This is a genomic window from Rubrobacter calidifluminis, assembly GCF_028617075.1.
Lineage (GTDB): Bacteria > Actinomycetota > Rubrobacteria > Rubrobacterales > Rubrobacteraceae > Rubrobacter_E > Rubrobacter_E calidifluminis.
Window position 1 is genome coordinate 1 of record NZ_JAQKGV010000036.1, and the last position, 7,837, is coordinate 7,837.

Sequence of the window (7,837 nt, forward strand, 5' to 3'; positions counted from 1 at the left end):
GAGCGAAAGCCCCAAAGCTCATAGACAGGAAGACCATAAGCCAGATGAGGAGAGGCTCTGTGGTGGTAGACGTAGCCATAGACCAGGGAGGGTGCTTTGAGAGCAGCCGCCCCACCACCCACACCCACCCCACCTACGAAGAAGAAGGCATAATCCACTACTGCGTCTCCAACATCCCGGGAGCTGTAGCGAGGACCTCCACGCTGGCACTCACGAGCGCCACGCTGCCCTATGTGGTTGAGATAGCCAAAAGTGGGAGTATAGAGAGAGCGGCAAAAGAAGACGAAGCCTTAAGGAGAGGGCTTGCCACCACAGCAGGCCATCTCACCTCAGAGCCTGTAGCGCAGGCGCACTCCCTTGCCTACACCCCTCCGGAGGAGGTGCTCCTCTGAGGGCGGGAGCGCAGGCATAAGAACTCCGTCTCGAAGGAGATCGAAGATATGTCCGGAACGGAAACAGGCAGGCTGCTGGAGAAGGACCGTCGCTACATCTGGCACGCCATGGGAGGTTACGCCCCCAACGGTTCCTCCCCGATGGTGGCGGTCAGGGGTGAGGGGGTTTGGGTCTTCGATTCGGATGGGAAGCGCTACCTCGACGGGATGTCTGGCCTTTGGTGTGTGAACGCGGGGTACGGGAGGGAGGAGCTCGCCAGGGCTGCCTACGAGCAGCTCAGGGAGCTTCCCTACTACCCGCTCACCAAGAGCCATCCCCCCGCGATCGAACTCGGGGAGAGGCTGAACGAGTGGCTCGATGGGGACTACGTCTTCTTCTACTCGAATTCGGGATCGGAGGCCAACGAGGTGGCCTTCAAAATAGCCCGCCAGTACCACGACCAGAACGGTGAGTCGGACCGCTGGAAGATAATAAGTCGCTACCGCGCCTACCACGGCCAGACATCCGGTGCCCTTGCGGCTACGGGGCAGGCACAGAGGAAGTACCGCTATGAACCCCTGAGCCCGGGGTTTCTGCACGTCCCTCCGCCCGACTCCTACCGCCGTCCCGAAGGCATGTCACTCGAAGAGTACGGTCGGGAGTGTGCAGGGTACATCGAGCAGGTGATCCAATGGGAGCTGCCGGAGACCGTGGCGGCCGTCATCATGGAGCCCATCATAACGGGAGGGGGCATACTCATCCCCCCCGATGGCTACATGCCCCTGGTCAGGGAGGTCTGCGACCGCTACGGTGTGCTGCTCATAGTAGACGAGGTCATCTGCGGCTTCGGAAGGACCGGGAGCAGGTTCGGCCACCAGCACTACGGGGTCGAGCCCGACATCGTGACGATGGCCAAGGGTATAACCAGCGCCTATTTGCCGCTCTCGGCCACGGCGGTGAGCCGCCGCATCTACGAGTCCTTCTCAGCCAGGGAAGAGTATGCCCGGCTGCGACATGTGAACACATTCGGGGGGCACCCGGGCGGGTGTGCCGTAGCCCTGAAGAACCTGCAGATCATGGAAGAGGAGGGACTCGTGGCACGCTCTGCCGAGGTTGGAGGCGGGCTTCTCGAAAAGCTCTCGCGGTTGAAAGCCCACCCGCGGGTGGGCGATGTACGCGGCAGGGGACTCCTGATCGGCATCGAGCTGGTCGAGGACAAGACGAGCAAGAAGCCGGCAGACGCTGGAAGCATCGCGTCGATCATCGCCCGCTGCAAGCAGCGAGGGCTCCTGGTAGGGAACAACTCGGACACCGTGGCCGGCTTCAACAACGTGCTGACCCTGGCACCTCCTCTCACGCTGTCCGAGCGTGAGGCGGACTTCGTCGCCGAAGTCCTGACCGAGTCCATCGAGCTTGAAGAAGGAGAAGGCGAGGATGTCTGAAGGTTTGCCCCCAGAAAGGGTAGACACCACCGGTGAGCTCGACCGCGCCCTCAGCCTCGGAGGCCTCCTGGCCCTGGCAGTGAGCGATATAACGCCCATGGCGTCGCTGCTCGTCATCGCCCCGGTGGTGCTCGGTCTGGCCGGCACGGCCGGGTTCTGGGCCTATCTGATCGGCTGTTTCATAGCCATCAACGTGGCCGCGTGCATGGGCGAACTAGGCTCTATATACCCGGTTGCGGGCGGCCAGTATTCCATAGTACACCGCGTGCTGGGTGGCCCCCTGGGGTTCGTGGCCCTGCTGGATTACCTGGTGCAGGCCGTCTTCCTCCCGGCGAGTATCGTGCTCGGGTTCGGAACCTACCTGCATTCCCTCAACCACCTCTTCCCGGTGGGGCTCAGCTCCGCGGTGGTCATGGCCATAGTGACGATAGTCGCGGTGCTGCGCATCCGGGTAAACGCTGTTCTCGTGGGCATCTTCCTGGCGATCGAGGTAACGGTGCTGGCCATTCTGACGCTGGACGGGCTCACCCACCTGAACCAGCCGCTCTCGATAATCTTCCAACCCGTCGCCGCCAGAGGCGGCGAGCTTGCACCCGTGGCCACCGGAGCGATCATCGCCGCGCTCGCCACGGCCCTCTTCTCCGTCAACGGCTACGACAGCACGCTCAACTTCTCCGAGGAGACGCGCGGGCCAGCGAGCCACATCGGGCGAGCCGTGGTCCTCGCCGCGCTCACCGGCATACTGCTTGAGATCGTACCGTTCACGGCCGACCTGTTCGGGGCTCAGAATCTCAAGGCCTACCTGGCCAGCAGCACCCCCCTGACTGATCTCGTCGCGCACACCTGGGGATCTGCTCTCGCGAAGGTGATGATCGTCGGGGCGCTGTTTGCCCTCTTCAACGCCGTTCTGGCAATCACACTGCAGTTTGCCCGCATCGTATGGTCGAGCGCGCGGGATCAGGCCTGGCCACAGCCGGTAAACGAAATACTCGGACGGGTACACCCGCGCTACCACTCCCCCTGGGTGGCGACGCTCATCATGGGCACCGTAGCAACCGTGCTCTGTTTCGCAGCCAGCCTGGTGACGGCCGTAACCTTCACGGCCGTGCTCATAGTCACGATGTACGGGCTCGTAGCCATCTCCGCGCTGGTGAGCAGGGTCCGCGATCGGCGCCTGAGGAGGCCATCAAAGATGTGGTTCTGGCCGGCACCCCCGATCATCGCGCTCGCCGGCGTGGTCATCGCCCTGACCCAGCAGAAGCCAGGCGACCTCCTCGTGTTGCTGGCGCTGTTCGTGGTTGGGCTGGGTTACTACGCGGTGTATCTTCGCCGCCGCCCGCAACGGTGGGTGCCCCACGTTGATGAAGAGATTCTGGAACCCCAGGCAGCGCAGAGTCTGGAGGAGGGATAGAGATGAGCACCGACAAGCCGCCCGCCCCACGAGGGCGGGTACGAGACTTCGGGGTTGGGGTGGGATACCTCAAGCCCGGGCCCCAAAATGCCATCACTGATGTGGCAGGGGTCAGAGTCGGTCACAGTACGGTTTGGAGGGAAGACCCGTGCATACGCACCGGGGTCACCGCCATATGGCCCCACGAAGGAAACCCTTTCAGAGAACGTGTATACGCAGCGACGAGCGTGTTCAACGGTTACGGAATCCTCACCTCGGACATCGTGGTGGAGGAGTGGGGGATGCTGGGATCCCCAATCATATTGTGCGACACCCGACACGTCGGGGTATGCTACGAAGCCGCCGTCTCGTACATGAGCCGGATCGACGATGCGGTCGGAGTCGATGATGTATTGATGCCCGTCGTGGCCGAGTGTGACGACGGCTATCTCAACGACAACCGCGTTCTCGGCCTGCGGGATAAGGACGTCCACCAGGCGTTGGAAGAGGCAACATCCGGCCCGGTTGGGGAGGGAGCCGTAGGCGCCGGGACGGGAACCCAGCAGTTCGACTTCAAGGGTGGGATAGGCACCGCCTCGAGGGTGATCGAGATAGGAGGCAGAGAGTACACCATCGGCGTACTCCTCAACACGAACTACGGCAGCAGGCACCAGCTCCAGATCGCGGGGACACCGGTCGGGATGACCCTGCACCGGGGGATGCCTCGAGAGCACAGGGAGGGCTCGTGCATCGGGGTCGTCGCCACAGATCTTCCGCTGCACCCGAGGCAGCTAAAGCGGCTCGCCCGCAGGGTGGACGCCGGGCTCATAAGGACCGGAAGCGTGGGCAACGACGGCTCCGGGGAGATATTCATCGCCTTCACGACGGCTCACCGCGTACCGCGCAGAACCACCTCCGGAACGATCAATATCGACGTCCTCGTCGAGGGCCAGTTCTGGACTCACGGCTCTCCGATGGATCTCGTCTTCGAGGCCGTGACGGAGGCGACCGAGGAAGCAGCCCTGAACGCCCTCTTCCAGGCTGACACGGTTCGGGGACGGGACGGGCACGTCCTGGAAGGTTTCCCGATAGACGAGGGGGTTCGGGCGCTGACGGCGACGGGGAGGAGTTGAGCTCATGGGCCGGTACGTTCCCCACGACTCTCTCGAGAGTCCGCGCTTCTCCGGGGTGAGGACGTTCATGAGGCTGCCCAACGCCCGTGACCTGCCGAACAGCGACGCGGTGGTCGTCGGCATCCCGTTCGATACGGGGGCGTCGTTCCGTGCGGGGGCCCGCTTCGGGCCGGAGGGAATAAGGAGCGCCTCGCACCTTCTGCGTCCCTACAATCCCCTGCAAGGAATCGGGATCTTCGACCACATCTCGGTTACGGACTTTGGGGACATACCCATCGTACCCGGGTACATAGAGGAGAGCTACGAGGCGATCCGTAGGGAGCTTGAGGTCATACATCGTGCGGGTGTGGTCCCCATCGCACTCGGTGGCGACCACTCGATAGCCCTTCCCGAGTTGCGGGCCGCGGCGGCGATACACGGTCCGCTCGCGATCGTGCAGTTCGACTCGCACGCGGATACCTGGGATTCCTACTTCGGTAAGAGGTACAACCACGGCACTGTGTTCAGGAGGGCTGTGGAGGAGGGAGTGCTGTCCCCCCAACAGTCGGTTCAGGTCGGGATGAGGGGTTCCCTGTACGGGGCCTCGGACCTGGAGGAGTCGAGGAGGCTCGGGTTCGAGGTCATGAGCACCCAGACGGTCCGGAGGCTCGGGCCGGAAGAGACGGTCGCCCGCATCCGCGAGCGGGTGGGAGAATCAAAGGTCTTCGTCTCCTTCGACGTCGACTTCGTCGATCCCGCCTATGCCCCTGGCACCGGCACGCCTGAGGTCGGCGGGTTCACGAGCGCGGAAGCCCTCGAGTTGCTGGGAGGACTTTCCGGCATCGACCTGATCGGGGGCGACGTCGTGGAAGTATACCCGCAGTACGACGGTCCCGCCCAGATCACGTCGCTGCTCGCGGCTACCGTCGCGTTCGAGCTGTTGAGCCTTCTGGCCAGCGTCAAAAAAGCAAACGTAGAACAAAGTGGAGGAACGGAAGATGGACTCGACCACTGATGAGCCCAGAAACGAGAGCCTTCCCGAAGGCATAACCGAAGAGCACCGTCTGAGCAAGGGTTTCGATTTCCGCAGCGCCTTCGCCCTCGCGTTCGCGGACATCTCTCCGATAGTCGCCCTGTATGCGATCTTCGCGCTCGGATTGTTCGCGGCCGGACCGGCCTTCTTCTGGGCTTTCCCCGTCGTGCTGGCAGGACAGCTTCTGGTAGCCGCAGTCTTCGGCGAACTCGCGTCACGCTGGCCGTACGCGGGCAGCGTCTACCAGTGGGCCCGACACGTACAGGGAACGCCGTGGGGATGGTTCGCAGCGTGGGCGTACATGTGGGGGCTGACCATAGCGCTCTCCACCCTGTCGTATGGAGCGGCCGGATTTCTGCTTGAGATCTTCGACGTAAAGAACCCGGCGAGGTGGTTGACGACGCTGGTGGCGCTCGTGATCATCGGTATCGGTACACTGGCCAACATGATCGGACGTCGCGTGCTCAAGGTCATGGTCGCCGCGAGCATCACCGCGGAGGTGCTCGGCTCGGTAGGGCTGGGCACGATCCTTCTCCTCTTCTACCGGGTCAACCCGTTCGGCACCCTCTTCGACGGCTTCGGAACCCAGGGCAACGGCCTCTGGCTCACCGGGCCCGCGCTCGTCGCGGTGGCGTTTGTGGGATGGTCCTTCCTCGGCTTCGAGTCCGCTGGTTCGATCGGCGAGGAGGTCGAGGAGCCCGAGCGCAACGTCCCCAAGGCGATAATACTCTCGCTTTTGTTCGTCGCGCTGGTCGTGATGTATTCGAGCGTCGCGCTGATCCTCGCCATCCCGGACCTCTCGAAAGTCATGGCGGCCAAGAGCGGAGACCCGGTCGCCTACACACTCACCGCGCACTTCGGCGGGGGGATCGGGCGTCCGCTCCTGATCCTTTTCGTCATCGGCTTCCTCTCGAGCTTTCTCGCGGTTCAGGCCGCCGTCTCCCGCTGTGTGTGGGGCTCCGCGCGCGATCGCTCGCTGCCCGGGTCGGGTCTGCTCGACAGGCTGCGTGGCCCGGAGCGGCTGCCGGTCTACTCGATCCTGCTGACCGGGGTGGTGGCGGGGCTCCTGGTCCTGCTCGCGGGGTCGAACCTCTACAGCGTGCTGGTGAACTTCACGACGATAGGCTTCTACATCGCCTTCGGCGTGCCCGTCGCAGGGGCCGCGCTCTCCCACCTCAGGGGGACGTGGAGGCCCGGCGCCTTCAGCCTCGGCCGCTGGAGCGCACCCGTGACCTACGCCGCAACGGTCTGGATAATCTTCGAGACGCTCAACATCGTCTGGCCGCGCCAGACCCCGGGGACACCATGGTATGTCACATGGAGCATGGTGATCACGACCGTAGCGCTCGGTATCATCGGGATCTTCGTCTACCTCGGGGTACGCGGGCGGATCAGAGCACCCATAGGAACCAGGCTGGGCATGCCCCCTGAGAAGAACGAGCCTGGAGCAGAAAGGACGGAAGGTGCTGGGCCGGTTCCGGATGCCGAGTGAGTAGATCCGTCATACGTCCATCACGGGAAGGAGGCAAGCAGGGTTGTCATCGCACGGAGAGCCCCGGAAGGTTGCGATGGTCACGGGAGCGGCCAGCGGCATCGGCGCCGCCGTCTCGGCCCTCCTTTCGGAGCACGGTTGGAGGGTAGCCGGGGTCGACTTGCGAAAACCGACATCCGACCTTGCGTTGATCGCCGACGTGACCGACCAGGACGCGCTGCGCGAGGCGGTCGACAGTATTTCGCACGAGCTAGGGCCCATCGATCTGCTCGTCACCGTCGCCGGCTACTACGAGATGGTTCCCGTCGCGGAGATCACCGCACAGAGATGGTGGCGGATGCTGGAGGTTCACCTGGGAGGGACCAGGAACGCGTGCGCGGCCGTGTTACCTGAGATGCTGCGGCGCAACAGCGGGCAGATAATAACCATATCGTCGGAGCTGGCCCTCGGCGGGGGCGACGGAGACGCCCATTACGCAGCGGCAAAAGGCACAATCATAGGCTTCACCAAGAGCCTGGCGGTCGAGGTGGCAGGCAAGGGCGTAAGAGTAAACTCCGTCGCACCGGGTCCGACCGATACACCGCTGCTCGAGGCAGACTCGCCCTGGAGGGACCCTGGATTTCTGGGCACCCTGCCGCTGCGCAGGCTCGTGCGCCCGGAAGAGGTCGCGGAGGCCGTGCTCTTCCTCGCCGAAGAGGGGAGCTACTTCTGCGGGCAGGTCATCTCCCCGAACGCGGGAGCGGTGATTTGATGGCCATACACCCCGAAGGAAGAACCGTGGCCCTGGTGACCGGTGCCGCCCAGGGTATCGGCCGTGCCACGGCACTCAGGCTCTCCGCAGACGGCATGCTCGTGGTGGTGAACGACAGGAAACCCTCCGAAGAACTTGACCGGATCGTCGAAGAGTGCGGTGGGATCCCCGCGATCGCGGACGTATCGGATCCACACGCTGTAGAAGAGATGGTCTCCCGGATCGAGGCTGAGGCAGGGCCCTTG

Annotated in this window: 7 protein-coding genes and 1 pseudogene; all 8 read left to right on the plus strand. The window is 63.8% G+C overall.

The window, feature by feature from the left end; genetic code table 11:
• Window positions 1-392: pseudogene (locus PJB24_RS15565) on the plus strand (alanine dehydrogenase); the annotation flags it as partial.
• 48 nt (window positions 393-440) lie between these two features.
• The gene (locus tag PJB24_RS15570) at window positions 441-1,814 is read left to right on the plus strand and encodes an aspartate aminotransferase family protein (protein WP_273847528.1); all 1,374 of its coding nucleotides are present in this window, start codon (window positions 441-443) and stop codon (window positions 1,812-1,814) included.
• Complete coding sequence (locus tag PJB24_RS15575; RefSeq protein WP_273847530.1) at window positions 1,807-3,225, plus strand: APC family permease; 1,419 nt, start codon at window positions 1,807-1,809, stop codon at window positions 3,223-3,225. The genes PJB24_RS15570 and PJB24_RS15575 overlap by 8 nt, the downstream gene beginning before the upstream one ends.
• Before the next feature lie 2 nt (window positions 3,226-3,227).
• A complete protein-coding gene (locus tag PJB24_RS15580; RefSeq protein ID WP_273847532.1) occupies window positions 3,228-4,337 on the plus strand; it encodes a P1 family peptidase in 1,110 nt (369 codons plus the stop codon).
• A gap of 4 nt (window positions 4,338-4,341) precedes the next feature.
• Window positions 4,342-5,331 (plus strand): agmatinase, encoded by a 990-nt coding sequence (gene speB / locus PJB24_RS15585; protein ID WP_273847533.1) that lies wholly within the window; start codon window positions 4,342-4,344, stop codon window positions 5,329-5,331.
• On the plus strand, window positions 5,315-6,841 hold the full coding sequence (locus PJB24_RS15590) for an APC family permease (protein ID WP_273847535.1): 1,527 nt from the start codon (window positions 5,315-5,317) through the stop codon (window positions 6,839-6,841). Before speB ends, PJB24_RS15590 begins: the two co-directional genes overlap by 17 nt.
• 43 nt (window positions 6,842-6,884) lie before the next feature.
• Window positions 6,885-7,592 carry an SDR family NAD(P)-dependent oxidoreductase gene (locus PJB24_RS15595; protein ID WP_273847537.1) on the plus strand — a complete coding sequence of 236 codons (708 nt, stop codon included), beginning with the start codon at window positions 6,885-6,887 and terminating at the stop codon, window positions 7,590-7,592.
• A 26-nt stretch (window positions 7,593-7,618) separates the two neighbouring features.
• Window positions 7,619-7,837: SDR family NAD(P)-dependent oxidoreductase (locus PJB24_RS15600; protein ID WP_273847539.1), on the plus strand; the 219-nt coding region annotated here is incomplete at its 3' end.